Here is a 25513-nt window from a genome sequence, read left to right as displayed (position 1 = left end):
TCCCCTTGGCGCCGGGACGCCCCGGCAAAAGCAACGTGGATCAACAGGTTAAGAACGTCAACTGGGTCGGCGTGGCTCGGCGAGAATGCGGATCACCCCGCGGATCGCGCGGATTTCGCGCGTGCTCCAGCGGGCCTTGGTGAAGATGGTGCGCAGGTTGTTCCTGGTCACCTGGATGCGCTCGGGTGGCTTGAAGTAGCCCGCGCGGTCGAGCGACTGCTCGAGCTGCTCGAGGAAACCGTCGAGTTCGGCGTGCGGCGCGACCGGCTCGCGCTCGCGTATTGTCGGCTGGGCCAGCGCCTCGCCCCGCGACCATTCGTAGGCAAGCAGGATCACGGCCTGGGCGAGGTTGATGCTGCCGAACTTGGGATTGATCGGGATGGTGACGATCGCATCGGCAAGCGCGACGTCTTCGGTCTCGAGCCCCGAGCGCTCGGGCCCGAACAGGATCGCGCTGCGGCCTGCTTCGGCGTGGATGGTCCGGGCCATCTCCTCGGGCCCGACCACCGGGGTCACCAACTCGCGCCGCCGCACGGTCGACGCGAAGACGGTTGAGCAATCGGCGATCGCCTCGGCGGTGGTCGCGAAGACCCTGGCCTGCTCGAGCACGACGTCCGCGCCGCTGGCGGCGGGCCCGGCGGACGGGTTGGGCCAGCCGTCGCGCGGAGCGACCAGCCGCAACTCGGTCAGCCCGAAATTGAGCATGGCGCGGGCGGCCTTGCCGATGTTCTCGCCAAGCTGGGGGCGGACGAGAACGACGATGGGGGCTTCGCTCACAGCAGCTTGTCGACGGGCTTGGGCGGGGGCGGGGTGTCGGGCTCCTCGCCGACCTCGCCGGCGATCTCGGCGAAGTCGCTGGCTTCGCTGAAGTCTTTGTAGATGCTGGCGAAGCGGATGTAGGCGATGTGGTCGAGGGCCTTGAGGCCGTTCATCACCGCCTCGCCAATCTCCTCGGCGCGCACCTCGTCGCCGCGGGTCTCGAGCTGGCGCTGGATGCCGCTGACGAGCCGCTCGATCCGCTCGGGGGCGATGTCGCGCTTGCGGCAGGCGAAGCCGATCGCGCGGGCGAGCTTGCTCCGGTCGAACGGCTCGCGCTGGCCGTTCTTCTTGATCACCGTCAGGTCGCGCAGCTGAATCCGCTCGAAGGTGGTGAAGCGCGCGCCGCAGCCTTCGCACTGGCGCCGGCGCCGGATCGCCGCCCCGTCTTCCGACGAGCGGCTGTCCTTCACCTGGCTGTCTTCATGGCCGCAAAATGGACAGCGCAAGGATCAGCCCTGGTAGATGGGGAAGCGGGCGCAAAGCGCGCGGACGCGGGCGTTGACCGCCGCCTCGACCGCGCCATTGCCCTCGAGCCCGTTGGCCTTGAGCCCGTCGAGGACGTCGGCGACCATGTCGGCGATCTCGCGGAACTCGGCCTCGCCGAAGCCGCGGGTGGTGCCGGCAGGTGAGCCGACGCGGATGCCGCTGGTCTTCAAGGGCGGGAGCGGGTCGAACGGGATGCCGTTCTTGTTGCAGGTGATTCCGGCGCGCTCGAGGCTCTCGTCGGCGTCCTTGCCGGTGATTGCGAGCGGGCGGAGATCGACCAGCGCGAGGTGGGTGTCGGTGCCCCCGGCGACGAGGTCGGCGCCGCGTTCCTTGAGGCGCGCGGCCATCGCCTGCGCATTGCGGATCACGGCCTGCGCATAGGTCTTGAAATCGGGCTGGAGCGCCTCGCCGAACGCCACCGCCTTGGCGGCGATGACGTGCATTAACGGGCCGCCCTGCAGGCCCGGGAAGACCGCCGAGTTGATCTTCTTGGCGATGGCCTCGTCGTCGGTCAGCACCAGGCCGCCGCGCGGCCCACGCAGCGTCTTGTGGGTGGTGGTGGTGACGACGTGGGCGTGGCCGAAGGGCGACGGATGCTCACCCGCCGCAACCAGTCCGGCGAAGTGCGCCATGTCGACCATCAGGTAAGCGCCGCACGAGTCGGCAATTGCACGGAAGCGGGCGAAGTCGAGGTGGCGCGGATAGGCCGAGCCGCCGGCGATGATGAGCTTGGGCTGATGCTCGTCGGCGAGGCGCTGGACCTCGTCGAAATCGACCAGATGATCGTCGGCGCGGACGCCGTACTGGACCGCGTTGAACCACTTGCCCGACTGGGCCGGCGGGGCGCCGTGGGTGAGGTGGCCGCCGGCGGCGAGGCTCATCCCGAGGATGGTGTCGCCGGGCTGGAGAAGGGCGAGGAACACCGCGCCATTGGCCTGCGCGCCCGAATGCGGCTGGACGTTGGCGAAGCCGCAGCCGAACAACTGCTTGGCGCGCTCGATCGCCAGCGTCTCGACCGTGTCGGACGGTGCGCAGCCCTGATAATAACGGCGACCCGGATAACCCTCCGCATATTTGTTGGTGAGGACCGATCCCTGCGCCTCGAGCACCGCTTTCGAGACGATGTTCTCGGAGGCGATCAGTTCGATCTGCGTCTGCTCGCGGGTCAGTTCGGCCTTGATGCCGGCGGCGACGGCGGGGTCGGCGTCGGCAAGGTCGCGGGTGAAGAAACCCTGCGGCTGGACATCGTTCAGATTGGCGGCGGTGGCCATCTAGCGGGCTCCCTCGGGCTGGGGTGAAAGCATGTCGACGCGGTGCTCGTGGCGACCGCCGGCGAAATCGGAGGAGAGGAACGCCTCGACGATGGCGCGGGCCATCTCGGGGCCGATCAGGCGGGCGCCCAAGGCGATCGCGTTGGCGTCGTTGTGGCTGCGGGCGAGGCGCGCCGAGAGCGGCTCGGCGACCTGCGCGCAGCGGCAGGCGGGATTGCGGTTGGCGGCGATGGCGATGCCGATGCCCGACCCGCACACCGCGATCCCGCGCTCGGCCCGGCCGTCGGCCAGCGCCTCGGCGAGCATGGCGCCGTAGCGAGGGTAGTCGACGCTTTCGGGACCGTTAGTGCCGAGGTCGAGGACGTCGTGGCCAGCCTCGCGCAGCCACGTCGCGAGTTCGTCTTTGAGGAGGTAGCCGGCATGGTCGGCGGCAAGAGCGATGCGCATGCGCTCATCTAGCCTTCGCAGCCGCGAAATGCCACCGTCGCGGGCATGGAAAACCGCATCCCCACCGCGCCGCTGGTGCTCGGGCTCGCCGGGCTGATCCCGCCGCTCGCCGGCGCGGCCGCGGTGTGCTTCAACCTCGGCCACTTCGGCCTGATCGCGCGCGAGGCGACGCTGCTTTACGCCGCGCTGATCGCCAGCTTCCTCGGCGGGACATGGTGGAGTTTCGCGAGCTGGGTCCAGCGGCCGAGCTGGTGGCTGCTGCTAGCCAGCGTGGTGCCGTCGCTGGCGGCTTGGGCGATGCTGCTGAGCCTCAGTGCGCTCGACGCCGGGACGGCGACGGCCGGGCTGATCCTTGTCAGCCTGCTGGTCGACTGGCGATTGCAGCGTCTCGGGCTGGCGCCGCCGTGGTGGATGAAACTGCGGGTGCCGCTGTCGGTGACGCTGGCGGTGGCCCTGTTGGTGGTGACGTTCGGCGGGTAGGCCTTAAGCCGCGGCCTGGAGCTCGTTGCGCGACCAGATTTCCTTGAGCGCGCTGACCAGTTCGTCCTGCTTGGCTTCGTCGTGCCACGGGCCGGGCGTGAAGCGCAGCCGCTCGGTGCCGCGGGGGACGGTCGGGTAATTGATCGGCTGAACGTAGAGGCCGTATTCCTGGAGCAGGATGTCGCTCACCCGCTTGGCCTTGACCGGGCAGCCGACCAGCAGCGGCACGATGTGGGTGACCGACGGCATCACCGGCAGGCCCGCCTCGGCGAACTTGCGCTTGAGCATCGCCGCGGCGTCCTGCTGCGCCTGACGCTCCATCGCCGAGGTCTTGAGGTGGCGAACGCTGGCGAGCGCGCCGGCGACCAGCACCGGCGACAGCGAGGTGGTGAAGATGAAGCCCGGGGCATAACTGCGGATGCAGTCGACGATATTCTTGTCGGCGGCGATGTAGCCGCCCATCACGCCATAGGCCTTGCCGAGCGTGCCCTCGATGATCGTGACCCGGTCGGCGACCCCGTCGCGCTCCGAGATGCCGCCGCCGCAGGCGCCGTACATGCCGACCGCATGGACCTCGTCGAGATAGGTGATCGCGCCATATTTGTCGGCGAGGTCGCACAGCTCGGCGATGGGGGCGACGTCGCCGTCCATCGAATAGACGCTCTCGAAGGCGATCAGCTTGGGCGTCTCGGCCTCTTCGGCGGCGAGCAGCTCTTCGAGATGCTCGAGGTCATTGTGGCGGAAGACGCGCTTCTCGCAGCCCGAATTCTTGATGCCGGCGATCATCGAGGCGTGGTTGAGCTCGTCCGAGAAGATCACGCAGCCGGGGAGCAATTTGCCGAGCGTCGACAGCGCCGCCTCGTTCGAGACGTAGCCGCTGGTGAACAGCAGCGCGGCTTCCTTGCCGTGGAGCGAGGCGAGTTCGGCCTCGAGCTCGACATGGTAGTGCGTGTTGCCGCCGATGTTGCGGGTGCCGCCCGAGCCGGCGCCGGCGGCGTGGAGCGCTTCCTCCATCGCCTCGAGCACGACCGGGTGCTGGCCCATGCCGAGATAGTCGTTCGAGCACCACACCGTGATCGGCTTGGGGCCGTTGCCGCCGAAGCATTGCGCGTCGGGGTAATTGCCGCGCGTGCGCAGGATGTCGATGAAGACCCGGTAACGGCCCTCGTCGTGCAAGCGGTCGATCGCCGCCTGGAAGATCCGGTTGTAGTCCAAAATCCCGCTCGCTTCGTCGTTGCCGGGCCCTTTAACCCTATAGTGGCGTCATGGCCACCCGGGTCACAGCTGATGGATAGTGTTTAATCCAAAGCCGCCGAGCGCCTTGGCCAGCGCTTCTGCTGGCGGCGGCCCGGTAAAGACCGCGATGCCGTCACCCGGCTGAACCGGCCATGGCTGGCTTTGCGTGAGGAAGGCGATCCGGCGGGCGATGCCGGCGGCGCCGTCGACCTGCGCGGCGTGGGGAAGGGCCGCGCGCAATTCCTCGGCCAGCAGCGGGAAATGGGTGCAGGCGAGGACGACCACGTCCATGTCGAAGCGCGCGGCGAGGGGCGCGACCGCGGCGGCGACCGCAGCGGGGTCGACCGGCTCGCCCGCGAGCTTGGCCTCGGAGAGTTCGACGAGCGCCGCCGAGCCGTGGCGAATGACCTCGCAATCACCGGCAAAGCGGGCGGACAGATCGTCGACATAGGGCTGGCGGACGGTGGCCTCGGTGCCAAGCACACCGATCACGCGGGTGCGGCTCTGCTCGGCGGCCGGCTTGATCGCGGGGACGGTGCCGACCACCGGCAGGTCGAGCGCGGCGCGGACCTGCGCCAGCGCGATGGTCGAGGCAGTGTTGCAGGCGATCACCACGAGCCGCGGGCGATAGCGTTCGACCAGCCGGCCGAGCAAGGCAGGGACGCGGGTGGCGAGCTCGGCCTCGCTCTTGGTGCCATAGGGGAAGCCGGCGCTGTCGGCGGCATAGACCATCGGCGCCTGCGGCAGTGCGCGGCGCGCCTCGGCGAGGACCGAGAGTCCGCCGACGCCGGAATCGAAGAACAGGATGGGAGCGGCGGGATCGGTCATGGCTGCCGGTCCATGTGCGAGGCCTGCCCGCGCGACGCAATGACGATCTTGTTGCGGGTCCGTCCGGCTGTGCTACCACCCGCGCCATGCCCGCCTATCTTCAAGACGGACTGCTTGCCTTTCTGCTCGGCTATCTGCTGGGCGCCATCCCCTTCGGCTGGCTGCTCACCCGCTCGGCGGGCAAGGGCGACATTCGCGACATCGGGTCCGGGGGAATCGGCGCCACCAACGTCCTGCGCACCGGATCGAAGAAGCTCGCGGCGGCGACGTTGCTGCTCGACGCCGCCAAGGGCGCGCTGGCGGTCTGGATCGCCGCGCAATTATGGCCGGACGGGGCGCGCTTCGCCGCTGCCGGGGCGCTGATCGGGCACCTCTATCCGGTCTGGCTCAAGTTTCGCGGCGGCAAGGGTGTGGCGACGCTGGTCGGCCTGCTGACCGTGCTTTTGTGGCCGGCCGCGGTGGTCTTCGCGATCGTGTGGATCGCCATCTTCCTGCTGATCCGCATCAGCTCGGTCGCGGGAATGAGCGCGGCGGCGAGCGTGCCGGTCACTGCCGCGGTCCTGGGACGGAGCGAGCTCGTGCCGATGCTCACCGGCTTCGCCCTGCTGGTCATCTGGAAACATAAGGACAATCTTGCTCGGCTGCGCGCGGGGACCGAACCCCGCGTCGGACGAGCCTCGCCTTGAGCCGAGCCCAGGACCTCCTCGCCCGAGTCCGGCTGATCCGGACCTCCAGCATCGGGCCCGTCACCTATCGCCAATTGCTGCTCCGCTTCGGCAGCGCCGAGGCGGCGCTGGCCGCGCTGCCCGACCTCGCCGCGCGCGGCGGTGGCAAGGCGCCAGCGATCTGCCCAACGCCGGTCGCCGAACGCGAGATCGAGCAGGTCACCAAATTTGGTGCCCGCTATCTGGCGGTCGGTGAGGGGCTCTATCCGCCGGCCCTGGCCGAGACTGACGGGGCGCCGCCGTTGCTGATCGCTAAGGGTAACTTCGCCTTGTTCGAGCGGCCGCTCGTCGCGATCGTCGGCGCGCGCAACGCCAGCGCCGCGGCCAGCCGCTTCGCCCGCCAGCTCGCCTGGGACCTCGGCCGCGAGGACGTGGTTGTGGTATCGGGCCTCGCCCGCGGGATCGACGCGGCGGCGCACGACGGGGCGATGGATAGCGGGACGATCGGCTGCGCCGCGGGCGAGATCGACATCTTCTACCCGCCCGAGAATGAGGCGCGGCAGCGGCGGATGTATGAAGTCGGGCTGGTGCTGAGCGAGACCCCGCCGGGCTACGAGCCACGGGCGCGCGATTTTCCACGGCGCAACCGGATCATCGCGGGGTTGAGCGCGGGCACCGTCGTGGTCGAGGCGGCACCACGCTCGGGGTCACTGATCACCGCGCGAATGGCGGCGGAGATGGGGCGCGAGGTGATGGCGGTCCCGGGCAGCCCCCTCGACCAGCGCGCGCAAGGCTGCAACGGCCTCATCCGCGAGGGTGCGACGCTGGTCCAGAATGCAGCCGAGGTGCTCGAGGCGGTTCGGCCCGGTGTTGCCGGGCGGGTGCGCTCGGGCAGCGATCGATTCGAATATCGCGCGTACCCTTCGGAAGCGCCGGCGGAAGAGCCAGACACTTCCGAACGTGCGCGGGTCGAGGAACTGCTGGGTCCATCACCGGCGCCGGTCGACGACCTCGTCCGCCTGTCCGGCCTGGCGAGCGGCGCGGTGCAGCTGATCCTGCTCGAACTCGATCTCGCGGGGCGGCTCGACCGTCACGCCGGCGGTCAGGTGAGCTTGCGGGCATGAGTGAAGTGGCTGCGCCACGCCACCGTTACGCCCTGCTCGCGGCTGAACGCGCGGCATTGATCCTCGGCGTCTGGCAGTTTCTCGATCACGCTCTGGCGTCGAGATGTATCAGCGGCTATGGATAATGTCGCTGGTGCCGACGCTGATCCTCATCCTGGTGGGGATTGCGCTGCTAGTCCGATTCACGGCGCAGGCAATCGAGGCCGACGAGATGAGCGCACTCGATCGCTGGCGCACCTTCCTCGCGGTGCCGCTGGTGACGTTGCTGGTCCAGAGCGTGTCGTTTGAACCGATCGAGCTACCCCAGACCCTTGCCGCCCATCTCTACTTCGCCACGCATCGCGACGAGTGGGCACGGGCCGCGAGGGCTTCACCCGATGGCGTCTATTCGCTCGAATATCTCCACGGCGTTCCCGACGGGAGCCTTCACTTCGTCCACGTCCCCCGAGGGCGACCCGAAAATCTGCCGATCGTGCGCCAAATCCGACTTTCCGGCGAACCGGTGAAATCCTGCAAGAGGTTCGAGGACGAATGGTTTTGCTCGTTTTGATTGACGGCTTGACGCCGCCGGTCAGCACTCCCCACCCTCGTGCGTATGCGTAAGGAACAAGCCAAGTGAAGCTGGTCGTCGTCGAATCGCCGGCCAAGGCCAAGACCATCGAGAAGTATCTGGGACCGGGACACAGAGTGCTGGCGTCCTACGGGCACGTCCGCGACCTGCCGCCCAAGGACGGGTCGGTCGATCCCGACCACGACTTCGCGATGGAGTGGGAGACGTACCCCGACAAGGCGAAGCAGCTCAAAGCGATCACCGACGAGGCCAAGAAAGCGTCGGCGCTGATCCTCGCCACCGACCCCGACCGCGAGGGGGAGGCGATCAGCTGGCACGTCCAGGAGGTGCTGAGGAAGCGCAAGGCGCTGCCGGCCGCGGTTGAGCGGGTGACTTTCAACGCCATCACCAAGTCGGCGGTGACCGAGGCGATGGGCCGTCCGCGCGAGCTCGATACCGACCTCATCGACGCCTATCGGGCGCGGCGGGCGCTCGACTATCTGGTCGGCTTCACCCTGTCGCCGATCCTGTGGCGCAAGCTGCCCGGCGCCAAGAGCGCGGGGCGGGTGCAGTCGGTCGCGCTGCGGCTGATCGTCGACCGCGAGCGCGAGATCGAGCTTTTCAAACCGCAGGAATATTGGAGCGTCTCGGCCCAGTTCGAGCAGGACGGGCAGAGCTTCACCGCGCGGCTGGTCGGCCTCGACGGCAAGAAGATCGACCGGCTGACGATCGGCGACGAGGGCAGCGCGAAGGCAGCGAAGGACGTCGTCGAGGCTGGGCGGTTCACCGTCCAGTCGGTCGAAACCAAGCCGCTGTCGCGCAACCCGCCGCCGCCCTTCACCACCTCGACCCTGCAGCAGGAGGCCGCGCGCAAGCTCGGTTTCGCCGCCAGCCACACGATGCGGGTGGCGCAGCAGCTCTACGAAGACGGCCTCATCACCTACATGCGGACCGACGGCGTGCAGATGGCCGACGAGGCGATCAGCGCGGCGCGCAAGGCGGTGGCGACCCGCTATGACGCGGGCTATCTGCCCGACAAGCCGCGCCATTATGCGACCAAGGCCAAGAATGCGCAGGAAGCGCACGAGGCGATCCGCCCGACCGATTTCAGCAAGGCCAAGGCAGCGAGCGGCGATCATGGCCGGCTCTACGAGCTGGTCTACAACCGGGCGCTGGCGAGCCAGATGGCGTCGGCGCGGCTTGAGCGGACCACGGTCGAGCTGGTCGACGGCGCGGGCCGCGCGACGCTGCGGGCGACGGGGCAGGTGGTGCTCTTCCCCGGCTTCATGACGCTCTACGACGAAGGTCGCGACGACGTCGCCGACGAGGAGAGCGCGCGGATGCCGCTGCTGCGGAGCGGCGACGCGCCGGCCAAGCGCGGGGTCGACGCGGTGCAGAGCTTCACCCAGCCGCCGCCGCGCTTTTCGGAGGCGAGCCTGGTCAAGCGGCTCGAGGAGCTCGGCATCGGGCGGCCCTCGACTTATGCGGCGACGCTGCAGACGCTCAAGGACCGCGAATACGTCCGGCTCGAGAAGAACCGGTTCATTCCTGAGGAGAGCGGACGGCTGGTGACGGCCTTCCTCGAGCGCTTCTTCGAGCGTTACGTCAGCTACGACTACACGGCGGAGCTCGAGGAAGAGCTCGACGACGTGTCGGGCGGACGGCTCGACTGGGTCAAGCTGCTCGAAGGGTTCTGGAAGGACTTTAAGCCCAAGGCGGGCGAGGTGACCGAGCAGAAGCCGTCGGAAGTGACCGCGGCGCTCGACGAGTTCCTCGCGCCGTGGCTGTTCCCCGACAAGGGCGATGGCTCGGACCCGCGGCTGTGCCCCAACTGCGGGACCGGGCGGCTAGCGTTGCGGGGTGGTAAGTTCGGGGCGTTCGTCGCCTGCTCCAACTATCCCGACTGCAAATATACCCGAAAGCTCGGGGAGACCGGGGCCGAGGGCGGGAGCGACGGGCCGCAGGAGCTGGGCGAGGGCATCGTCCTCAAGAGCGGGCGCTTCGGACCTTATGTCGAGCAGGGCGAAAAGCGCGCCTCCATTCCCAAGGACGTGCCGCTGGCCGACCTAGACCTCGACTGGGCGAAGAAGCTGCTAAGCCTGCCGCGCGCGATCGGGCCGCATCCGGAGACGGGCGAGCCGATCAGCGCCTCGATCGGGCGCTACGGGCCCTACCTCGTCCACCAGGGCAAATATGCCCGGCTGGGCAGCACCGCCGAGGTGTTCGAGACCGGCATGAATGCGGCGGTGGCCAAGCTGGCCGACGCGGCGAGCGGGGCCGGCAAGGGCCGCGGGGCGGCTCGCGAGCCGCTCGCGGTGCTGGGCGCGCATCCGGAAAGCGGTAAGGAACTCAAGGTGATGGAAGGCCGCTTCGGGCCCTATGTCACCGACGGCGAGACCCATGCGACGCTGCCCAAGAGCGCCGATCCCAAGGCGGTGACGCTGGCCGAGGCGGTCGTGCTGATCGACGAAAAGGCGGCCAAGGGGCCGGCCAAGGGCAAGGGCCGCAAGAAGGCGCCGGCGAAGAAGGCCGCCGCGAAAAAGGCTCCGGCCAAGAAGCCGGCGAAGAAAAAGGCCTAAATCCCGCAGCTCTTGCAGGAAGGGTCGGCGGGGAGGCGCATGGTGCGCCACTCGCCGGCCTCGCCGTCGAACAGTTGCAGCTTGCCCGCCGGATCGTCGCCGACTTGCGCCAGCGCGCGGATGGCGAGGAGGGCGGCGGCGTTGCCCATGATGCCGGTGAGCGCTCCGAGGACGCCCAATTCTGCGCAATTGTCGCAATCGTCTGCGTCAAATGCCTCGCCGACGAAGCAGCGATAGCAGGGCTGGCCGCGGAACAGGCCGAGCTGGCCCTGGAACTGCTGGGCGGCGGCGCTGATCAGCGGGATGCCGAGCCGGACGCAGGCGTCGCTGACGATCAGCCGGGTGGCGAAATTGTCGGTGCCGTCGATGACGAGGTCGTGGCCGGCGAGCAGATCGGCAACGTTGGCGGCGTCGATCCGGCGCTCGATGGCGTCGAGGAGGACGTGGGGGTTCAACCGTCGGACGAATTGCGCCGCGAGCGCGGCCTTGGGCTCACCGGCTTCGCGGGTGCGATAGAGCGGCTGGCGGTGGAGATTGGAGAGGTCGACCGTGTCGCCGTCGATGATCGTCAGCCGGCCGACGCCGGCGCCAGCCAGCGCGGGGATGACGGCGCAGCCGATCCCGCCTGCGCCGACCACGCAGACGCTGGCGGCCTTGAGGCGCTGCTGCCCGGTGCCGCCGAACTGGGGCAGGACGATCTGGCGGGCATAGCGGGTGAGCTCGTCGTCGGTCAGCGACATGGCATTTCCGCTCGTCCCGAGCGACGTCGAGGGGCGTTGTGCGAGACGCACCTCGACTGCGGCTTCGCCTCCGCTCGGTACGAGCGATTCACCTAGCGCCCCGTGCTGCCGAACCCGCCGTCGCCGCGGGTCGTCTCGTTGAGTTCGGCGACTTCATCCCAGCCGGCCTGCGTGACCGCCGCCGGAACAAGCTGGGCGATTCGCTCGCCGCGGCGGACCGGGAAGGGCTGGTCGCCCAGGTTGATCATGATGATCTTCAATTCGCCGCGATAATCGTTGTCGATCGTGCCGGGGGTGTTGGGCACCGACACGCCATGCTTGAGTGCGAGTCCCGAGCGGGGGCGGACCTGGATCTCGTAGCCGTCGGGAATGGCGACCTTGAAGCCGGTCGCGACCGCGTGGCGCTGGCCGGGCTGGAGGTCGAGATCCTCGGCCGCGACCACGTCCATGCCGGCGGCGCCGGGGGTGGCGTAGGCGGGCAGGGGCAGTCCCTCGCCGTGGGGCAAGCGGGCAATCTGGATGCGGATCATCGGGCTTTCAGTTCCTCGGCGACGCGGGCGATCAGCCGCCGCGCCACGTCCTGTTTGGGGGCTTCGGACCAGTCTTCGGTGCCGGCGGCGGTGACGAGGTGGACGTGATTGTGCGTGCCTCCCATGACGTCCCCCGAGACGTCGTTGGCGACGATCCAGTCGGCGCCCTTGGCCGCGCGCTTGGCCGCGGCATTGGCGAGCAGATCGTCGGTCTCGGCGGCGAAGCCGACCAGCAGGCGCGGGCGCTCAGGGTGGCTGGCGAGCGTGCGCAGGATGTCGGGGTTGGGCAGTAGTTTGATCTCGGGCGGACCGTCGCCCTTTTTGAGCTTGGATGGCGAGGCGGCGACCTTCCAGTCGGCGACGGCGGCGACGAGGATGGCGGCGTCGCAGGGGAGCGCCGCCTCGACCGCGGCGAGCATCTGCTCGGCGGTCTCGACATCGATCCGGGCGACCCCGCCGGGGGTCGGCAGGTGGACGGGACCGGCGATCAGGGTGACCCGGGCGCCGGCCTCGGCGGCAGCGGCGGCGATGGCGAAACCCTGGCGGCCCGAGGAGCGGTTGGCGATGACGCGGACGGGGTCGATCGGCTCGTGGGTGGGGCCGGCGGTGACGAGGATGTGAGTGCCGGCCAGTGCGTTAGCGCCGAGCCCCCCGTTAGCGCTCGTGCCGAGCGGAGGCGAAGCCGTAGTCGAGGTGCGTATCGCGAAACGCCCCTCGACTTCGCTCGGGACGAGCGGGTTCGCTTGGCTCAGATTGAGTTGGGCGAGGATGTCGGCCGGCTCCGGCAGGCGGCCCGGGCCATATTCGCCGCAGGCCATCTCGCCTTCGGTCGGCTCGATCACGGTGACGCCCCGCGCGCGCAGGGTGGCGACGTTGGCCTGGGTGGCGGCGTGGAGCCACATGCGGACGTTCATCGCCGGGGCGGCGACCACCGGCTTGTCGGTGGCGAGGAGGAGGGTGGTGGCGAGGTCGTCGGCGATCCCCGCGGCCATCTTGGCGAGGAGGTCGGCGGTCGCCGGGCAGACCAGTACCAGGTCGGCCGCGCGGGACAGCTGGATGTGCCCCATCTCGGTCTCGTCCTTGAGGTCCCACAGCGAAGTGTAGACCGGACTCTCGGCCAGCGCGGCGAGGGTCATCGGGGTGACGAAATGCGCGCCGCCGGCGGTGAGCACCGGGGTGACGCTATGGCCTTGGCGGCGGGCGAGGCGGATCAGCTCGGCGGCCTTGAACGCCGCGATGCCGCCACCGACGATGAGCAGGATGCGCGCCATGGGTGGGCGCGGGTTAGCTTGGGAATCCCCGCGCTGTCGAGGGCAAGCTGGAAAGCGGACAGTCGGCATCCTACCTGCGGCTCAAGCTCCGCCAGAGCGAGGGAGACGCGACGATGGCCGATACCGAATATACCCCGCCCAAGGTCTGGAGCTGGGAAGGGGAGAATGGCGGGCAGTTCGCCAGCATCAACCGGCCGATCGCCGGCCCCACCCATGACAAGGACCTGCCGGTCGGAGATCACCCCTTCCAGCTCTATTCGATCGGCTCGCCGAACGGACAGAAGGTCACGATCATGCTCGAAGAGCTGCTCGCCGCCGGCCATGCGCAAGCGGAGTATGACGCCTGGCTGGTGAACATCATGGAGGGCGACCAGTTCGGCAGCGGCTTCGTCGGCGTCAATCCGAACAGCAAGATTCCCGCACTGGTCGACCGCTCGGGCGCCGAGCCGGTGCCGGTGTTCGAGAGCGGGGCGATCCTCGTCTATCTGGCGGAGAAGTTCGGGGCGTTCCTGCCGAGCGGCGGCGCGGCGCGGGCGCGGACCTTGAGCTGGCTGATGTGGCAGATGGGTTCGGCGCCCTTCCTCGGCGGCGGGTTCGGCCACTTCTTCGCCTACGCGCCGGTGAAGATCGAATATGCGATCAACCGCTATGCGATGGAGGCCAAGCGGCAGTTGGACGTGCTCGACCGGCGGCTGGCGGAGAGCGAATATGTCGCCGGCGACGAGATCAGCATCGCCGATTTCGCGATCTGGCCGTGGTATGGTGGGGTGGCGCTGGGCCGCACCTACGAAGGCGCGGACACCTTCCTCGCGGCGCACGAATATGAGCATCTGATGCGCTGGGCGCGCCAGCTCGATCAGCGCAAGGGCGTCAGCCGGGGGCGGATCGTCAACGTCACGCGGGGTGACCTGCAGGTGCGCGAGCGGCACTCGGCCGCCGACATCGATGCGGTGCTCACGGCGGGTGCGGCGGCCTGAGCGACCGCACCCCCTAATCACTCAGGCGTGATCGGCGCGGCCGCGGAGGATGAAGCGGTCGTCGTCGTAGCCGAGCCGTAGCTCGAACTCACCGGCGTCGCCGATCTCCTGGACGGCGAGGCCGAGGTGGTCGTCCTGGTCGCGGTGAAGGTCCGAATAATCGTAGGTGCCGTGAACCGCGCCGCGCACCTTCTGGAGCACCGCCTCGCGCAGGGCGTCCTGGTCGATCCGGTCGCCGCAATTCTTGAGCTGGTTCTCGACTTCGGCGTGGAAGGCCGAGTGCGCCTTGTCGACCGCGACGTCGCGGCCGAGGTCTTCCTCGAGCACCAGTGCGACGACGCCGATGCGGGCACCGTTGGCGGCGTGGACGCTGGCGGTGCCGATTTCCTGCGGGACGGGGAGGGTCTGGCCAGCCTCGACATCGTTGGCGAAGGCGCTGCGGACGTCGTGGTGGGCCGGGGTCTGCACGTCGACCTGGTCGCCGTCGATCGAATAGAAGCTGGTGAAGAGATAGGGTTCACATCCGCCCGCTTCCGACTGCGCCTCGCAGTGAAGGTCGGTGAGGGTGATGGTGACGCGGTCGGCCATGATTGATCCCTTTGAGAAGTCGTTGCGGGAAAGGACTGGTTAATCGCCTAGCATGCGCGAAGTGAGTCGCAAATCTCCTCTTAGCGGAGAAGAATTGTGACCGCCGCGCCGATCGCGGCAGCGACCAGTGCGATGACGAGGTCGCGCCAGCGCGGGCGGGGCAGCTCGGCCACCGCGACCGTGGCGGTCGGGATCGGCGGCGGGGCGCCGCCGGGCGCGGGGAAATAATGGTCGATGCGGTCGATCAGGCCGGGCAGCTTCTTCAAGGCGCGGACGGTCTCGACGATGCGGTCGGCATAATGCGCCTCGGGGCCGAGCTCGCCGCGGATCCAGTCGCGCAGGAAGGGCTCGGCGGTCTCCCACATGTTGAGGTCGGGATCGAGGTAGGTGGCGACGCCTTCCTCCATCACCATGGTCTTCTGCAGCAGCAGGAGGTGCGGCTGGGTCGGCATGTCGAAGTCGCGGGTGATTGCGAACAGACCCTCGAGCATGCGCCCGACACTGATGTCCTTGACCGGCAGCCCGCGGATCGGCTCGCCGACGGCGCGGAGCGCCGTGGTGAACTCGGCGATGTTGTGGTGCGGCGGAACGTACTGCGCCTCGAAATGGATTTCTGCGACGCGCTGATAGTTGCCGGTGATGAGGCCGTAGAGGATTTCGGCGAGCCAGAAGCGGGCGCGGCGGTCGATCCGCCCCATGATGCCGAAGTCGATGGCGCCAATCCGGCCGTCGGGGAGGGCGAACAAATTGCCCTGGTGGAGGTCGGCGTGGAAGAAGCCGTCGATCACCGCCTGGCGGAGGAAAGCGCGGACGAGGATTCCGGCGAGGCCGCGGACGTCGTGGCCGGCGGCGATCAGGTCGTCGCGCTTGCTGAGCTTGATGCCGTCGAGCCATTCGAGCGTCATCACCCGGCGGGCGGTGCGCTTCCAGTCGATCTCGGGGACGTAGAAGCCGGGCTCGGCGACCATGTTCTGCTTGAGCTCGCTCGCCGAGGCGGCCTCACGGTTGAGGTCGAGTTCGCGCCGGGTCCACTGCCGGAAATGGGCGATGACCATCTGCGGGCGGAGGCGCTCTGCCTCGCCGCCGAGGCTCTCGGCATGGGCGGCGGCCCATTCGTAGGTCTCGAGCGCCCTGGCGAACTCCTCCTCGATGCCGGGGCGGAGGACCTTCACCGCCACCTCGCGGCCCTCGATAGTGACCGCGCGGTGGACCTGGGCGATCGAGGCGGCGCCGACGGGCACTTCGTCGAACTGCGCGAAGAGGGTTTCGAGTGGGGCCTCGAGCGCCTGCTCGATCGCCTGGCGGATCTTGGGGAAGGGCGCAGGCGGGAGCGAATCCTGGAGGCGCAGGAGATTGTTCGCGGCGCGCTCGCCGACGAGGTCGGGGCGGGTCGCCAGCGCCTGCCCAAGCTTGATCGCCGCCGGGCCGATCGCCTGGAGTGCGGAGGCGTAATCGGGCTCGGCGGGCTGGCGCAGGCCGAAGCGCGCGACGCGCAGCAGGCGGCGAACGCCGGGCGGGGTCAGCGGGTCGCGCTCGATCCCCTGCAGCGCGCCATAGCGCGCGAGGGTCCGGCCCCAGCGCAGCAGCCGGGAAACATGGGTGAGGGTGGCGGTCAAACCTTCCAGCCCGACCAGATGCAGACGAGGCCGCCCATCAGCGTCTCGACCCGGGCGCGGGCGAAGCCGGCGTCCTCGATCATCGCGCGGAAGGCGTCGGGCTTGGGAAAGCGGCGGATGCTTTCGACGAGGTAGCGATAGCTTTCCTCGTCATCGGCGACGGCCTTGCCGATGCGCGGGATGGCCTTGTCGGCCCACATTTCATAGGCCTGGCCGAAGCCCGGCCATTCACTCGTCGAGAATTCGAGCACGAACAGGCGGCCACCATATTTGAGGACGCGATGGGCTTCGCGGAGCGCCTTGGGAATGTCGGTGACGTTCCGGATGCCGAAGGCGATGGTGTAGGCATCGAACTGGCGGTCGGCGAAGCTCAGCGTCTCGGCATTCTGCTGCGACCAGGACAGGCCCTCGATGTGGCGTTGCTCAGCCCGTTCCATGCCGACGCCGAGCATGTCGGCGTTGATGTCGGAGACGGTCACCAGCGCGCCGCGGCGGGCCATGCGGAAGGCGATGTCGCCGGTGCCGCCGGCCATATCGAGGATCTGTTCGCCCGGCTGAGGCTTCACGCGGCCGACAAAGCGGTCTTTCCACAGGCGGTGGGTGCCCGCACTCATCAGGTCGTTCATCAGGTCGTAGCGGCGGGCGACCGACGAGAAGACGTGGCCGACGCGGCGGGTCTTCTCTTCGGGGGTGACGAGCTGGTCGCCGAAGTTCACGGGATCGGACATGGGCGCGCTCTAGCCGGGACGGGGGAGCCGCGCCATATGGCGCTCGATGCCCGAGCTTCCCGAAGTCGAAACCACCGTGCGCGGGCTGGCGCGCGTCCTCGACGGCCGCCGCCTGACCCAGGTCGAGCCGCGTCGTGGTGACCTGCGCCGCCCGTTCCCCGCCGACCTCGGCCAGCGGCTGACCGGCGCGCGGGTGACCGGGCTTCACCGTCGCGCCAAATATGGGCTGATCGACACCGATCGGGGGGACACGCTGATCTTCCACCTCGGGATGAGCGGGCGCTGGCGGATCGACCCGAGCGAACTCGACAAGCACGATCATCTGTTGCTCGAGACCGACGACGGGCATCGGCTGGCGCTGAACGACCCACGGCGGTTCGGCAGCGTCGACCTCGTGCCGACCGACGCGCTCGACCGCTTCGCCGGATTCGACGGGATGGGTCCCGAGCCGTTCGACCTGACGGCGGAGGAATTGCAGCGGCGGCTGGCGGGGCGGAGTGCGGCGATCAAGCTGCTGCTGCTCGACCAGGGAATCGTCGCGGGGTTGGGCAATATCTACGTCTGCGAGGCGCTCTACCGGGCGCGGATCAACCCGCGGCGGGCGGGTGGGCGGATCAGCCTCGACCGGCTGCGCAAGCTGGTGCCGGCGATTCATGCGGTGCTCGACGAGGCGATTGCGGCGGGTGGCTCCACCTTGCGGGACTATGCGCAGCCCGACGGCAATCTCGGCTATTTCTCCAAGACCTTCTCGGTCTATGACCGCGAGGGCGAGCCGTGTGCGTGCGGTGGAACGGTGAAGCGGATCGTCCAGGGCGGCCGCTCGACCTGGTATTGCCCGGCCTGCCAGCGCTAGGCCGTTGACCCTCTACCGTCGCTCGTATAGGGGAGCCCCCACGCCGGTGCGGACCATTGGTCTTCGCGCCGCTTTTCTTTTGCAAGCTAGGGATTTGACGACCTCATGGCGAACACGCCGCAAGCCAAGAAGCGCATCCGCCGCAACGATCGTCGCGCGACGATCAACCACAGCCGCGTCAGCCGCATCCGGACCTTCATCAAGGCCGTCGAGTCGGCGCTGACCGCGGGTGATCGGACCGCGGCGACCGAGGCGCTCAAGGCGGCGCAGCCGGAGATCGCGCGCGGCGTCGCGCGGGGCGTCATCCACAAGAACACCGCGGCGCGGAAGTTCTCGCGCCTGACCAAGCGGGTTGGCGCGCTGAGCTAAGACCAGCTCTCAGCCTGTCTCGTTTTTAGACGGCCGTCGGACCTCGTCCGGCGGCCGTTTTCGTGTCGCCAAAAAAACGTAATGATTCCGGCGATTCGGAAAATCAGCCCTCTCTACAGCTCGGTATAAATGCCCGATTTCTCTCGTTAATTCGCGTTATCGAGAGGGAAGGCGTGTCAAGCCGCTTTATTTCACTTGCGTGAAAAATCGCGCTTGCCGCCAGCAGCGGAGGCTTCCAAAAACACCGGCTCCGGCAGTGATTCCACTGGGGGGATGCACTCAAGGGCACAGGATGGGCACGCGACTCGGGGCGCGGGCAGCCGACCTCCTGTGTGCAAAACACGGGGCATTTGGGAGGCATGGAAGCGGTGCAGGAGACTCGGTCGTCGTTGAACCAGGGGGACGCGGGCGACAGCTCGATGTCGCCGCTGGTCGCCGCTTGGGAGACGATTCGAGTCGGCCTGCGCCGGGATTGTGGCGCCCGGACTTTTGACGGCTGGCTCAAGCCCGCCGAGCTGGGCGGGTTCGACCCCGACACCGGCGCGCTCGAGCTGGTGATGCCTTCGCAATTCATGGCCGACTGGGTCAGCAGCCACTTCCGCGAGCGGCTGCAGCTCGCCTGGCGGACGACCCTGCCGATCGTCCGCGACGTCAACGTGGTGGCCTGCGAGGGTGGGCCGCGCCCGGCGCCGCTGCTGATCCTCGAGGCCGAGCCGGCCCCAGCGCCGGCGGTTCCGGCATCGGTCCACCCGCGGCCCAACTTCGATCCGCGCTACAGCTTCCCGAATTTCGTGATAGGCAAGGCCAACGAGGTCGCGGCGACCGCCGCCAAGACTCTCGCCGAGGCCGACAGCGTCACCTTTAACCCGCTGTTCATCCACGGCGGCACCGGGCGCGGGAAGACTCACCTGCTGCACGCCATCGGCCAGCGCTTCCTCGAGCTTCGGCCCGGCGCGTTGGTGGTGTCGATGTCGGCCGAGAAATTCATGGTCGAGTTCGTCCGCGCGATCCGCGAGAACGACACGATCGGCTTCAAGCAGCGGCTGCGCTCGGCCGACCTGCTGCTGATCGACGACGTCCAGTTCATCGCCGGGAAGGAATCGACCCAGGAAGAATTCTTCCACACGATGAACGAGATCATCACCGCCGGACGCCGGCTGGTGATCACCTCGGACCGGGCGCCGCAGGACTTGGACGGGATCGCGCCGCGCATCCTGTCGCGCCTGAGCTGGGGGCTGGTCGCCGACGTCAACCAAGCCGACTTCGAGCTTCGCTACAACATCATCCTCGCCAAGCTGGCGCTGCTTCCGGGCGTGTCGATGGCGGGCGACGTGGTGCAGTTCCTCGCCAAGCGGCTGACCGCCTCGATCCGCGAGCTCGAGGGCGCGCTCAACCGGATCGCCGCTTATGCGATGATGACCGGGCGGACGATCGACGTGACCTTCGTCGAGGAAGTGCTCGCCAACGTGCTGCGCGCCAACCAGCGGCGGATCAGCATCGACGAGATCCAGACGCAGGTCGCCGAGCATTATCGCATCCGCAAGGCCGAGATGACCTCGGCCCGGCGCGCGCGCGAAGTGGCGCGTCCGCGGCAGGTGGCAATGTATTTGTCGAAGCAGCTGACGCCCAAGTCGCTGCCCGACATCGGTCGCCGCTTCGGTGGGCGCGACCACACCACGGTGATCCATGCCGTCCGCCAGATCGAGAAATTGCGCGCGCTCGATCCCGAGATCGACGCGGCGATCCGGCTGCTGACCCGCCAGCTCGAGGGCTAAGGCGAGGCTAGCGGACGCCACCCGCAGGTGGCGACCGAGCTTCAGCGATGCGCTAGAAGTTGCCGCTCAACGTGAGCGAGGCGACGTGGTCGCTCTCGTCCGGCCGGTTGCGGTTGAAGAAATACTGATTGAGGTAGCCGGCTTCGAGCGAAAGCTTGCTCGACAGCGGGATCGACAGGCCGGCGAAGTTGCGCATCCGCTCGAACCCCTTCTGCTTCTGGAAGCTGGTGGTCGAGAGGTTGATGAACGGCTCGTCGCTCAGCACCAATTTGACCTTGCCGGCGACTGGGACTGAGTAGCGGAGAAACGGGCGCAGCCGCCAGCCGGTGCCGCTGAGGCCGTCGCGCCAGCGCTGCTCGGCGCGGAGGCGACCGGTGAAGCTGCCCTTGCCGAGCGTGGCGAGCTTGTCGACGGTCACCTGCTCGCGCGCGCGGCGCTCGAGGATGGTGAAGTTGCCCGCCGAATATTGCGGATCGTGGGTGTAGCCGGCGGCGAGGGTGACGGTTGGCGAGAGCGCGTAGCCGAGCAAGGTGTTGTTCTCGATCTCGTAGAGACCGTTGCGATTATCGCTGAAGCGGAAGGTCAGCTCCTCGCTCAGCCGCCACTTGGAGTTGAGCTTCACGTTGACCGAAGCGGTGGTCCACGCCTGCGAATCGGTAGTCGCGTGCGCGGTGGCCGGCAGAGCGACGGCCAGGGTGAGGGCGAGAGCGCCCGAGCGCCAGAACATGGAAGAAATCCCCCGAAAGTGACCGCAATCGTTTTGCAACGATCGGGTCATTATCGGGCGATTGTTACGCGCTCGTGGCGGTCGGCCAGTAAATCACGCCGCTGAGAATCAGCGCGGTCGGGGCCGGTCGGGGATCGAGATGCGGACCGTCTCGCCGTTGCGGCCGGGGAAGCCGGTGAACATCGCCTCGATCAGGCTGGGGACGAGCCGGCCGAGCTCGTCGCTGGTCGAGCGCGCCTGGGCCCGGCCGTCGAACAGCGCCTGGTTGGTCGCGCGGTCGCGGATGTCGAGCTCGAGCTGGCTGCGATATTCGGTGTAGACGTCGATCCCTGCGCCCGCCCAGAAGGGATCGTTCCAGCCGTAGAAGAACGGGTCGCGATAGCCATAGCCAAAGCGGCTGTAGAAGGGCCGGCCGAAGCCGATCCCGAACCCGCCGCCGAAGCGGCCGAACCCCCCATAGCCGACGCCCGAATAGCCGAACGGATCCTCGCGGACGATCTGGTGGCCGCGGTCGACGCCGTATCCGAGCTGGACGATGAGCTGAGCCTGCGCCGGATTGGCGACCTGCTGGTAACCGCGGGCCTGGAGCTGTTGCGCGGCGATCTGGGCAAAGGTCTGGAATTCGAGCCCGCCGCGCGCCGCCGCGCCCATGCCCGGGACGACCGCGAAGGTCTGGCCTGCCGGCGCGGGCATCGCCGAGTAGCGGGTGACCTTGGTCGGGAGGGTCGTGGCGCAGCCGGCGAGGCCGATGGCCGATGCACCCAGCAGTACCGCCGCAGCGGCCGTCTTGACCTTGATCATCTTGCCCAACCCCACTTCGCAAAGCGCTCGCGGCCGATAGTTCACGCCGCTTGAACCGTCGATGAAGCGTGGCCGAGCGGCGGTCAACCGCGGTGAGGTGTCAGGCGGTTAGTGGTGCAGCCAAGTGGTGAGGTAGGAAAGGAAGGCGAGGCCCGAGCCGACCAGTAGCGCGTCGAACAACAGGCTCAGCACCGCGACGACGCAGGCGGCGATGAGCAGCACCCCGTCGCGGTAAATGAGCGCCAGCCCAAACACCGCGATCGCGGCAGCCGGGGCGACGTGGAACAGCGGGATGGGGACGGCGGCGATCAGGGCGAGGAGGACGCAGACGACCCCGATCAGCCGGGTCGCGGTGGCGCCGGTCAGTTGGGGCAGGCGCGGGCGAAACAGCCGCTCGATCTTTACCTCGAGCCATTCGACCTTGTCGACCAGGCGGGTGAGCTCGCGCCTGCTGACGCCGCGTCGATCGAGCCGCTTGGGAAACCACGGCGCGGCGCGGCCGATCACCATCTGCGCGCCGATGATGATCAGCGGCAGCGCGAAGAAGGCGCTGGTGCCGGGGGGCAGCGGGAGCATGTTGATCGCCGCGAAAACGAGCAGCAGTCCGCCCCAGGCGCGCGCGTCGAGCCAGGCGGCGAGCTCGGTGAAGCTGAGCTTTTCGGGCGCCTCGGCGATGATCTCGTGCAGCTGGGTCGACAGCGCGATCGGGGCCGCGGCGTGCGGATCGTGGTCGGGGATCACGGGCAGGGGCTCAGGCGGTCAGGCCGACGGCCGACTTGGCGCGGGCGAGGACGGGGTCGGCCACCGCGCGGGCGCGCTCGGCGCCATCGGCGAGGATGCGGTCGAGCTCGGCGGGATCGGTGCGCAGCTCGTGGAGCCGGGTGCGCAGTGGGCCGATCAGCGCGATCAGCGCGTCGGCGAGCGCGGGCTTGAACTGGCCGAAGCCCTGGCCGGCATGGTCAGCAAGGACGGCGTCGACCGACCGGTCCTGCACCGCGGCCATGATCCCGACGAGGTTGCGCGCCTCGGGCCGGTCGGCGAGCAGTGCGGCGTCCTCGGGCAGCGGCTCGGGATCGGTGCGCGCCTTGCGAATCTTCTGGAGAATGAGGTCGTCGTCGTCGGTGAGGTTGATCCGGCTCATGTCCGAGGGATCGGACTTGCTCATCTTGGCCGAGCCATCGCGGAGCGACATGACGCGGGCCGCGGTGCCGCCGCCGATGAACGGCTCGGGGACGGTGAACAGCTCGGTCTCATAGTCGGTGTTGAACTTGATCGCGATGTCGCGGGTCAGCTCGACATGCTGCTTCTGATCTTCGCCGACCGGCACGTGGGTCGGCAGGTAGAGCAGGATGTCGGCGGCCTGGAGGACCGGATAGTCGAACAGCGCGACCGAGGCGCCTTCGCGATTCTTGCCCGCCTTGTCCTTCCACTGGGTCATGCGGTTGAGCCAGCCCATTCGGGCGACGCCGTTGAAGATCCAGCACAGCTCGGCATGGGCGGGGACGGCCGACTGGGCGAACAGGACCGAGCGCTTGGGGTCGATCCCGCTGGCGATGAGCGCTGCCGCCATCTCGCGGATGTTGGCGAGGCGGGTGGCCGGCTCGACATAGTCCGAGAGCGAATGGAGGTCGGCGAGGAAGAAGAAGCAGTCGGCTTCGTCCTGCATCCGCACCCAGCGCAGGATCGCGCCGAGCAGATTGCCGATGTGCAGGCCGCCGGTGGGCTGGATTCCGGAAAGGACGCGCATGGCTTGGGTCAGGCTTTCTGCGAGCGACGGCGAAGGAGCAGCTTGACGTCGCCGAGCACGAAGGCGCCGGTGACGAAGCAGGCGAGGGCATAGACGGCGGCGCCGCCCGCGACCAGCACGATCAGCGCGCCATAGCGGGCGAGCAGGCGTCCGGTCAGCCACGGGTCGAGCAACTGGTCGAACCCCCACAAGGCGAGGCCCATCAGGATGGCGGCGAGCGCGAGGCGCGGGATCCGCCGCTTGAGCTGCGCGTCGGCGACGAAATGGCCGCGGCGGACGAGGGTCAGATAGAGCAAGGCGACGTTGACGGTCGACGACAGCGCGGTCGCCAGCGGCGGGCCGACATGGCCATAGCCGTACTGGGCGAGGACGGGGATGAGGATGATGTTGGCGACGAGGTTCACCACCACCGACTGGATTGCGTAGCGGACGGGCGTGCGGGTGTCGTGGCGGGCGTAATAGCCGGGGGTGAGCACTTTAACGAGGACGTAGGACGGCAGACCGATCGAGAAGCCGGCGAGCGCCCAGGCGCAGCGGATCGTGTCGGTCTGGTCGAAGTGGCCGTATTGGAAGAGGCCGCGGACGATCGGCTCGGCGGCGACGACCAAGGCGACCATCGCGGGGAGGGTGAGGAAGAGGGCGAGCTCCATGCCGCGGTTCTGGGTGTCCATCGCCTTGGCGTCCTCGCCCGCGCTGAGCAGGCGCGAGACGGTGGGCAAGAGGATGGTGCCGAGCGCGATGCCAATCATGCCCAAGGGGAGTTGGTTCAGCCGGTCGGCGTAATAGATGTAGGAGATGGAGCCCTCGCCGAGCAGATAGCCCGACAGTGCAGTCGAGACGACGAGGTTGAGCTGCACCGCGCCGGCGCCGACCGCCGCGGGGAGGATGAGTGCCATCAGCCGCTTGATCTCGGGGTCGAGCCGCGGCAGCCGCGGCCGCAGCGAGATGCCGGCCTGGCGGCAGGCGGCATAGAGCCAGCCGAGCTGGAGCAATCCGCCGACCGGAACCGCGATCGCCTGCGCCTGCGCGGTTTCCGCCGGGGTACCGTGGAAGACGAACAGGGCGACCACCATCGCGATGTTGAGCAGGATGGGGGCGGCCGCATTGACCCAGAAGCGCTCGAGCGAATTGAGGATTCCGCCGAGCAGCGAGGCGAGGCAGATCAGCATCAGATAGGGGATGGTGATTCGGCCCAATTGGACCGCGAAGCTGAACTGCTCGGGCGTCGGATGCTGCTTGTGGAAGCCGAAGCCCGACAGGAGGAAGGTCACCGGCCAGGCAGCGAGCAGCAGCGTGACGGTCATCGCCGCGAGAAAGGCGAACAGGACCGACAGCGAGCGCTCGGCGAAGTCGAAGGCCGCGCCGCGCCCGCCGCCTTCCTCCGCCAGCTTGCGGTTGAACATCGGGATGAAGGCCGACGAGAAGGCCCCTTCCGCGAAGAAAGCGCGGAACATGTTCGGCAGGCGAAAGGCGACCAGAAAGGCGTCGGACGCGAAGTTCGCGCCGACGTAACGGGCCTGGAGGCTGTCGCGAACCAGCGCGAGGACCCGACTGGCGAGCGTCAGCCCGCCAATGGTCCCCGTCGCCTTGAACAGGTTCATGGAGTTACTGGACGGTCGGCTCGCCCGACGGGATCGCGCCCCCGGCCTGACCCTGCTGCTGATCCATCTGCGCCATGAAGGCGGCGGCGAAGTCGATCGGGTCGAGCATCAGCGGCGGGAAGCCGAGGTCCTGGGTCGCGCCGGCGATGATCTGGCGGGCGAACGGGAAGAGCAGGCGCGGGCCGTCGATCAGCAGGAAGCCCTGCAGCGCGTCCTCGGGGACGTTGCGGACCGCGAACAGGCCGCCGTAGGACAGGTCGACGACGAAATGGACGCCACTCTGGCTCTTGGCCGAGGCGTCGATCTTGAGCACCACCTCATGGACGTCGTCGCCGACCTTGTTGACGGCGATGTTGAACTGGACGTCGAGCTGCGGCTGCTCCTGCCACTGGAAGACCGCCGGGCTGGACGGATTCTCGACCGACAGGTCCTTGATATATTGCGCCAGCGCCGCGACCTGCGGCTGGTCGCCGGCAGGCGCCAGCGTGGCGTCGCCGTTGGTGGGGTTGATGCTGTCCTGCTCGGCCATAAGAGGTTCAAACCTTACGATGAATTGCGCTCCGGTCGCGCGCCACGATGGCGCCGCCCCGGCTGGTCAGCGCGCCTAGCAGCCGGGTCAGGGCGGCGCAATGCCGCGCCGGGCCGCAGCGGGACGCAACAGCGGGGCTTGGAGCGATGCGGCGCAAAGCCTATGTTGTGCGTTGA

27 protein-coding genes are annotated in these 25513 nt (G+C 68.4%); 9 read left to right on the top strand and 18 right to left on the bottom strand.

Annotated features, from left to right (window positions below; translation table 11 throughout):
* Positions 1 to 57: 57 nt before the first annotated feature.
* Genes GCU42_RS03915 through rpiB form a run of 4 tightly spaced genes read right to left on the bottom strand, consistent with a single transcriptional unit; the run spans position 58 to position 3023 of the window.
* The gene (locus tag GCU42_RS03915) at positions 58 to 777 is read right to left on the bottom strand and encodes an RNA methyltransferase (protein WP_114228939.1); all 720 of its coding nucleotides are present in this window, start codon (positions 775 to 777) and stop codon (positions 58 to 60) included.
* A complete protein-coding gene (gene nrdR, locus GCU42_RS03910; RefSeq protein WP_114228940.1) occupies positions 774 to 1265 on the bottom strand; it encodes a transcriptional regulator NrdR in 492 nt (163 codons plus the stop codon). Before nrdR ends, GCU42_RS03915 begins: the two co-directional genes overlap by 4 nt.
* Positions 1266 to 1268: 3 nt before the next feature.
* Positions 1269 to 2576 (bottom strand): serine hydroxymethyltransferase, encoded by a 1308-nt coding sequence (glyA, locus tag GCU42_RS03905; RefSeq protein ID WP_114228941.1) that lies wholly within the window; start codon positions 2574 to 2576, stop codon positions 1269 to 1271.
* Positions 2577 to 3023, bottom strand: coding sequence for a ribose 5-phosphate isomerase B (gene rpiB / locus GCU42_RS03900; protein WP_114228942.1), 447 nt, complete (start codon positions 3021 to 3023; stop codon positions 2577 to 2579).
* 45 nt (positions 3024 to 3068) lie between these two features.
* On the opposite strand from rpiB, the gene GCU42_RS03895 reads away from it, so the two are divergent.
* A complete protein-coding gene (locus GCU42_RS03895) occupies positions 3069 to 3503 on the top strand; it encodes a DUF3429 domain-containing protein (RefSeq protein WP_114228943.1) in 435 nt (144 codons plus the stop codon).
* Positions 3504 to 3506: 3 nt separating this feature from the next.
* On the opposite strand, the gene hemA is transcribed toward GCU42_RS03895, so the two are convergent.
* On the bottom strand, positions 3507 to 4718 hold the full coding sequence (gene hemA, locus GCU42_RS03890; protein WP_114228944.1) for a 5-aminolevulinate synthase: 1212 nt from the start codon (positions 4716 to 4718) through the stop codon (positions 3507 to 3509).
* Between the two features lie 63 nt (positions 4719 to 4781).
* The gene (murI, locus tag GCU42_RS03885; protein ID WP_114228945.1) at positions 4782 to 5567 is read right to left on the bottom strand and encodes a glutamate racemase; all 786 of its coding nucleotides are present in this window, start codon (positions 5565 to 5567) and stop codon (positions 4782 to 4784) included.
* An 86-nt stretch (positions 5568 to 5653) separates the two neighbouring features.
* On the opposite strand from murI, the gene plsY reads away from it, so the two are divergent.
* The 4 genes from plsY to topA all read left to right on the top strand — a co-directional run bounded on the left by plsY (position 5654) and on the right by topA (position 10485).
* Positions 5654 to 6253, top strand: coding sequence for a glycerol-3-phosphate 1-O-acyltransferase PlsY (gene plsY / locus GCU42_RS03880; RefSeq protein ID WP_114228946.1), 600 nt, complete (start codon positions 5654 to 5656; stop codon positions 6251 to 6253).
* Positions 6250 to 7356 (top strand): DNA-processing protein DprA, encoded by a 1107-nt coding sequence (gene dprA, locus GCU42_RS03875; protein WP_114228947.1) that lies wholly within the window; start codon positions 6250 to 6252, stop codon positions 7354 to 7356. The genes plsY and dprA overlap by 4 nt, the downstream gene beginning before the upstream one ends.
* Positions 7357 to 7459: 103 nt before the next feature.
* Positions 7460 to 7906, top strand: a complete 447-nt coding sequence (locus GCU42_RS03870) for a hypothetical protein (RefSeq protein WP_114228948.1) — start codon at positions 7460 to 7462, stop codon at positions 7904 to 7906.
* 65 nt (positions 7907 to 7971) lie between these two features.
* Positions 7972 to 10485: a type I DNA topoisomerase gene (topA, locus tag GCU42_RS03865; protein WP_114228949.1), complete on the top strand. Its 2514-nt coding sequence runs from the start codon at positions 7972 to 7974 to the stop codon at positions 10483 to 10485.
* Here topA and GCU42_RS03860 read toward each other — a convergent pair.
* From GCU42_RS03860 to GCU42_RS03850, 3 genes are all read right to left on the bottom strand, one after another.
* Positions 10482 to 11225, bottom strand: a complete 744-nt coding sequence (locus GCU42_RS03860) for a HesA/MoeB/ThiF family protein (RefSeq protein ID WP_114228950.1) — start codon at positions 11223 to 11225, stop codon at positions 10482 to 10484. The genes topA and GCU42_RS03860 overlap by 4 nt on opposite strands.
* A 92-nt stretch (positions 11226 to 11317) precedes the next feature.
* The gene (gene dut, locus GCU42_RS03855; RefSeq protein ID WP_114228951.1) at positions 11318 to 11755 is read right to left on the bottom strand and encodes a dUTP diphosphatase; all 438 of its coding nucleotides are present in this window, start codon (positions 11753 to 11755) and stop codon (positions 11318 to 11320) included.
* Complete coding sequence (locus GCU42_RS03850; protein ID WP_114228952.1) at positions 11752 to 13026, bottom strand: bifunctional phosphopantothenoylcysteine decarboxylase/phosphopantothenate synthase; 1275 nt, start codon at positions 13024 to 13026, stop codon at positions 11752 to 11754. Before GCU42_RS03850 ends, dut begins: the two co-directional genes overlap by 4 nt.
* A 113-nt stretch (positions 13027 to 13139) precedes the next feature.
* On the opposite strand from GCU42_RS03850, the gene yghU reads away from it, so the two are divergent.
* On the top strand, positions 13140 to 14003 hold the full coding sequence (gene yghU / locus GCU42_RS03845; RefSeq protein ID WP_114228953.1) for a glutathione-dependent disulfide-bond oxidoreductase: 864 nt from the start codon (positions 13140 to 13142) through the stop codon (positions 14001 to 14003).
* Positions 14004 to 14024: 21 nt separating this feature from the next.
* On the opposite strand, the gene GCU42_RS03840 is transcribed toward yghU, so the two are convergent.
* From GCU42_RS03840 to GCU42_RS03830, 3 genes are all read right to left on the bottom strand, one after another.
* Entirely contained in the window at positions 14025 to 14591 is a 567-nt protein-coding gene (locus GCU42_RS03840; protein WP_114228954.1) for a hypothetical protein, read from the bottom strand.
* Positions 14592 to 14671: 80 nt separating this feature from the next.
* Positions 14672 to 16207, bottom strand: a complete 1536-nt coding sequence (gene ubiB / locus GCU42_RS03835) for a 2-polyprenylphenol 6-hydroxylase (protein WP_114228955.1) — start codon at positions 16205 to 16207, stop codon at positions 14672 to 14674.
* Positions 16204 to 16935, bottom strand: a complete 732-nt coding sequence (locus GCU42_RS03830; RefSeq protein ID WP_114228956.1) for a class I SAM-dependent methyltransferase — start codon at positions 16933 to 16935, stop codon at positions 16204 to 16206. Before GCU42_RS03830 ends, ubiB begins: the two co-directional genes overlap by 4 nt.
* Before the next feature lie 46 nt (positions 16936 to 16981).
* Between GCU42_RS03830 and mutM the strand changes: the two genes are divergently transcribed.
* The 3 genes from mutM (at position 16982) to dnaA (ending at position 19932) form a co-directional block, all read left to right on the top strand.
* The gene (mutM, locus tag GCU42_RS03825) at positions 16982 to 17788 is read left to right on the top strand and encodes a bifunctional DNA-formamidopyrimidine glycosylase/DNA-(apurinic or apyrimidinic site) lyase (RefSeq protein ID WP_114228957.1); all 807 of its coding nucleotides are present in this window, start codon (positions 16982 to 16984) and stop codon (positions 17786 to 17788) included.
* A 105-nt stretch (positions 17789 to 17893) separates the two neighbouring features.
* Positions 17894 to 18157 carry a 30S ribosomal protein S20 gene (rpsT, locus tag GCU42_RS03820; protein ID WP_114228958.1) on the top strand — a complete coding sequence of 88 codons (264 nt, stop codon included), beginning with the start codon at positions 17894 to 17896 and terminating at the stop codon, positions 18155 to 18157.
* Between the two features lie 419 nt (positions 18158 to 18576).
* A complete protein-coding gene (dnaA, locus tag GCU42_RS03815; RefSeq protein WP_420496928.1) occupies positions 18577 to 19932 on the top strand; it encodes a chromosomal replication initiator protein DnaA in 1356 nt (451 codons plus the stop codon).
* A gap of 52 nt (positions 19933 to 19984) precedes the next feature.
* On the opposite strand, the gene GCU42_RS03810 is transcribed toward dnaA, so the two are convergent.
* The 6 genes from GCU42_RS03810 to secB all read right to left on the bottom strand — a co-directional run bounded on the left by GCU42_RS03810 (position 19985) and on the right by secB (position 25319).
* Positions 19985 to 20659, bottom strand: a complete 675-nt coding sequence (locus GCU42_RS03810; RefSeq protein ID WP_114228960.1) for a DUF2490 domain-containing protein — start codon at positions 20657 to 20659, stop codon at positions 19985 to 19987.
* 108 nt (positions 20660 to 20767) lie between these two features.
* Positions 20768 to 21460 (bottom strand): DUF4136 domain-containing protein, encoded by a 693-nt coding sequence (locus GCU42_RS03805; RefSeq protein ID WP_240309567.1) that lies wholly within the window; start codon positions 21458 to 21460, stop codon positions 20768 to 20770.
* Positions 21461 to 21568: 108 nt separating this feature from the next.
* Complete coding sequence (locus GCU42_RS03800; protein ID WP_162789353.1) at positions 21569 to 22201, bottom strand: exopolysaccharide biosynthesis protein; 633 nt, start codon at positions 22199 to 22201, stop codon at positions 21569 to 21571.
* Positions 22202 to 22211: 10 nt separating this feature from the next.
* A complete protein-coding gene (gene trpS, locus GCU42_RS03795; RefSeq protein WP_114228962.1) occupies positions 22212 to 23207 on the bottom strand; it encodes a tryptophan--tRNA ligase in 996 nt (331 codons plus the stop codon).
* Positions 23208 to 23215: 8 nt separating this feature from the next.
* Positions 23216 to 24808 carry a murein biosynthesis integral membrane protein MurJ gene (murJ, locus tag GCU42_RS03790; protein WP_114228963.1) on the bottom strand — a complete coding sequence of 531 codons (1593 nt, stop codon included), beginning with the start codon at positions 24806 to 24808 and terminating at the stop codon, positions 23216 to 23218.
* A gap of 4 nt (positions 24809 to 24812) precedes the next feature.
* Entirely contained in the window at positions 24813 to 25319 is a 507-nt protein-coding gene (gene secB, locus GCU42_RS03785) for a protein-export chaperone SecB (protein ID WP_420496929.1), read from the bottom strand.
* Between the last annotated feature and the right edge of the window lie 194 nt (positions 25320 to 25513).

The sequence above is a fragment of the Sphingomonas ginsengisoli An et al. 2013 genome (assembly GCF_009363895.1).
Classification (GTDB): Bacteria; Pseudomonadota; Alphaproteobacteria; order Sphingomonadales; family Sphingomonadaceae; genus Sphingomicrobium; species Sphingomicrobium ginsengisoli.
This window is presented reverse-complemented; position numbering and strand designations above follow the sequence as displayed.

Excerpts from the sequence above, each read along its gene's own strand:
- glyA (WP_114228941.1), bottom strand. The coding sequence starts at position 2,576 with ATGGCCACCGCCGCCAATCTGAACGATGTCCAGCCGCAGGGTTTCTTC.
- rpiB (WP_114228942.1), bottom strand. The coding sequence starts at position 3,023 with ATGCGCATCGCTCTTGCCGCCGACCATGCCGGCTACCTCCTCAAAGAC.
- GCU42_RS03895 (WP_114228943.1), top strand. The coding sequence starts at position 3,069 with ATGGAAAACCGCATCCCCACCGCGCCGCTGGTGCTCGGGCTCGCCGGG.
- murI (WP_114228945.1), bottom strand. The coding sequence starts at position 5,567 with ATGACCGATCCCGCCGCTCCCATCCTGTTCTTCGATTCCGGCGTCGGC.
- plsY (WP_114228946.1), top strand. The coding sequence starts at position 5,654 with ATGCCCGCCTATCTTCAAGACGGACTGCTTGCCTTTCTGCTCGGCTAT.
- GCU42_RS03870 (WP_114228948.1), top strand. The coding sequence starts at position 7,460 with ATGTATCAGCGGCTATGGATAATGTCGCTGGTGCCGACGCTGATCCTC.
- GCU42_RS03860 (WP_114228950.1), bottom strand. The coding sequence starts at position 11,225 with ATGTCGCTGACCGACGACGAGCTCACCCGCTATGCCCGCCAGATCGTC.
- dut (WP_114228951.1), bottom strand. The coding sequence starts at position 11,755 with ATGATCCGCATCCAGATTGCCCGCTTGCCCCACGGCGAGGGACTGCCC.
- GCU42_RS03850 (WP_114228952.1), bottom strand. The coding sequence starts at position 13,026 with ATGGCGCGCATCCTGCTCATCGTCGGTGGCGGCATCGCGGCGTTCAAG.
- yghU (WP_114228953.1), top strand. The coding sequence starts at position 13,140 with ATGGCCGATACCGAATATACCCCGCCCAAGGTCTGGAGCTGGGAAGGG.
- GCU42_RS03840 (WP_114228954.1), bottom strand. The coding sequence starts at position 14,591 with ATGGCCGACCGCGTCACCATCACCCTCACCGACCTTCACTGCGAGGCG.
- GCU42_RS03830 (WP_114228956.1), bottom strand. The coding sequence starts at position 16,935 with ATGTCCGATCCCGTGAACTTCGGCGACCAGCTCGTCACCCCCGAAGAG.
- mutM (WP_114228957.1), top strand. The coding sequence starts at position 16,982 with ATGCCCGAGCTTCCCGAAGTCGAAACCACCGTGCGCGGGCTGGCGCGC.
- rpsT (WP_114228958.1), top strand. The coding sequence starts at position 17,894 with ATGGCGAACACGCCGCAAGCCAAGAAGCGCATCCGCCGCAACGATCGT.
- dnaA (WP_420496928.1), top strand. The coding sequence starts at position 18,577 with ATGTCGCCGCTGGTCGCCGCTTGGGAGACGATTCGAGTCGGCCTGCGC.
- GCU42_RS03810 (WP_114228960.1), bottom strand. The coding sequence starts at position 20,659 with ATGTTCTGGCGCTCGGGCGCTCTCGCCCTCACCCTGGCCGTCGCTCTG.
- GCU42_RS03805 (WP_240309567.1), bottom strand. The coding sequence starts at position 21,460 with ATGATCAAGGTCAAGACGGCCGCTGCGGCGGTACTGCTGGGTGCATCG.
- trpS (WP_114228962.1), bottom strand. The coding sequence starts at position 23,207 with ATGCGCGTCCTTTCCGGAATCCAGCCCACCGGCGGCCTGCACATCGGC.
- murJ (WP_114228963.1), bottom strand. The coding sequence starts at position 24,808 with ATGAACCTGTTCAAGGCGACGGGGACCATTGGCGGGCTGACGCTCGCC.